Origin of the sequence: Bartonella sp. AC62GZZY, from assembly GCF_042196525.1 — a bacterium.
Lineage (GTDB): Bacteria > Pseudomonadota > Alphaproteobacteria > Rhizobiales > Rhizobiaceae > Bartonella.
In genome coordinates this window covers 6,014-8,579 of the sequence record NZ_JBHIQN010000023.1, presented here as the reverse complement: position 1 = coordinate 8,579, position 2,566 = coordinate 6,014, and the positions used below count along the sequence as shown (strand labels likewise).

General features: G+C 36.6%; 1 pseudogene. It reads left to right on the top strand.

Annotated features, from left to right (window positions below):
• Positions 1 to 824: 824 nt before the first annotated feature.
• A pseudogene (locus tag ACFIML_RS08455) lies at positions 825 to 2,566 on the top strand (autotransporter outer membrane beta-barrel domain-containing protein); the annotation flags it as partial.

Genomic DNA, 2,566 nt, shown 5'->3' with positions numbered 1-2,566 from the left:
TTTAATACAAGGCTGTAAAAATAGCGTATTTCTTTTCTATGCATTAACAAAAAAGGCAGCACATCGTGTTGCCTTTTTATCTCTCCTCTATTCTTCTCTACTAATACACATCGCCAACATTTCTCTTTGAGAAAATTAGTTAGAAAACTTCAAGACAATAAAATATCGCGCTTTCAACTAGTAAAAATTTCCCTTGAAAAAAACTAAAAGTCGATTGAAAAATCAATGAACGCTATTTCATCGTAACCGTATTAAAGGAAAACATGAAAGCTATGGTATTAGCTTTGTTTATGATGTTGAAAGAGATCTCTATCAGGCTCAAGCATACAGTTTTTTGAAATTTTCTTGCCTACTTCTTTTCTTTAAGCATAAGCAACAAGTTTTATGCAAACATAACACATATCTTGAATAGAAAAACTTATAATACTTATATAATATTAACATAATATATTTATTTTAGAACAAAATGAATTTAAAATATAATTCATTATATATTAAATATATAATTTATTTTATACTTTACATAAAAATAAAAATCGCCTATCACGTTCCATCTCTAAAATACCCATCCATTTGATATCCTTCTTATAAGCGGGGGAAGAGTGTGTGGCACTTATAATTTACTTATAATTTAGGAAATCTTGATGTGTAAAAAGTCCCTTTTATCCTGCACGGCTGTCATAGCTGTCATGCTATTCAACACCCATCTCAATGTATATGCTGAAACTCTTGAAGTTTCCGGCGAGAAAAAAGAAGTATCTAATACAACGTATGAGATGATTAATGCGAAAGACAACGGAGAAATCACTGGCACACATTTAACTGTGGTTGGGAATAAAGACACAGATATTTATGCTGTAACAGCTGACGGTCTTGGCAGTGCGATTACATTCCTGCAAGACACAGCCATTAAAGGAACTGATTTTGACATTCGTCTTGGTCTTAATGCAAAAGATGGTGCTACAATCAAAATGACTGGAGGCATTATTACGGTTTCTGAAATTGGCGCTTTCTTCGAAAACAGTATGAATGATAAAAACAAGCTGGAAGGTGTAACAATATCAAGCGGTAAAGACGACCACTTCATGGACGAGGGAATAAATGCCGACAACAAAAGCAAAGTTACTTTAGAAAACGTAACGATTACACAAGCAAACACCAGTATATTTGCAAATGATCATTCTGAAATAACGATATTAGGAGGAGCATTTGATGGAGAACTCAAAGGAATATCCGCTACAGGAGGCAGCGCTATTACTTTAACTTATAGCGAATTAGCCGATAACAAAAAAAGCAGTGTTCAAGTTACATCATCCCATGGTGATGGACTTTATGCAAATGGTGAACAATCTACAATCACAATGACTGGTGGAGCAATAACTGGAAGAAGCACAGCATTGCTTGCAGAAAATGGCGGACATATTGACATCTCAGATGTTACTTTAAAAACAGATGGCACCGGAATCGGTGCAATAGCCAATGATGTTAACAGTAAAATTGAATTGCATGGAAATACGGTAATTAATGATGCTGTAATTGGGCTTTATGCAGAAAACAGTGGCACAATCACAATGACAGGAGGAACCATTAAAGCTTTTGAAACTGGCGCATTCTTCAATGAAAGTAAGAGCAAAAAAAACAAGCTAGAAAATGTAACAATTACTTATGCAAACACCAGCATAAGTGATCAAGACAAGCTAGCAAATGCAAAAACATCGGACAATGAATTAGACGCTGGCTGGGAAAGTGAATTAGAAAATGAATTGGTAAATGAAGAGTTTTTATACACAGGAATAACAGCCTTTGCTGGAAGTCAAGTCACTTTAGAAAATGTAACCATTACCCAAGCAGAAACCAGCATATCCGCAGAAGGTCATTCTCAAATAGCGATATTAGGAGGAGAATATAATGGAGAACACGCTGGGCTATACGTTACGGAAGGCAGCATCATTACTTTAGCCAATAGTCAAAAAGGCAGCGTTCAAGTTACATCATCTTATGGCGATGGACTCTATGCAGACGGTTTATTCTCCACAATCACAATGATGGGAGGAATAGTGACTGGGGGGAACAGAGCATTATTGGCAGTGAACGGTGGATATATTAGAGGCGAAAATGTTGTTTTAACAACAACAGATGGTAACGGAAACGGAGCAGCTTCCACAGATCCTTACAGCTTGATTGAATTGTATGGGAAAACAACGATTAATAATGCTTTTATCGGGCTTTATACAGAAAACAGAGGTGTCATCATGATGACGGAAGGAACTGTAACTGGAAAAAGCGCAGCATTATTTGCAAAGAACGGCGGATATATTGATGTCACGGATGTAATACTAACAACAATAGATGGTAACGGATACGGTGCAGCCTCCACTGATCCTAACAGCTTAATTGAATTACATGGGAAAACAACGATTAATAATGCTGTAACTGGCCTTGGCGCAGAAAATAGTGGTACCATCACAATGACGGGAGGAACTGTAACTGCTGCAAACATGGCAGTGCTTGCAAAAAGCGGTGGGCATATTAAGGTTACAGATGTTGCTCTAACAACAAATGGTAA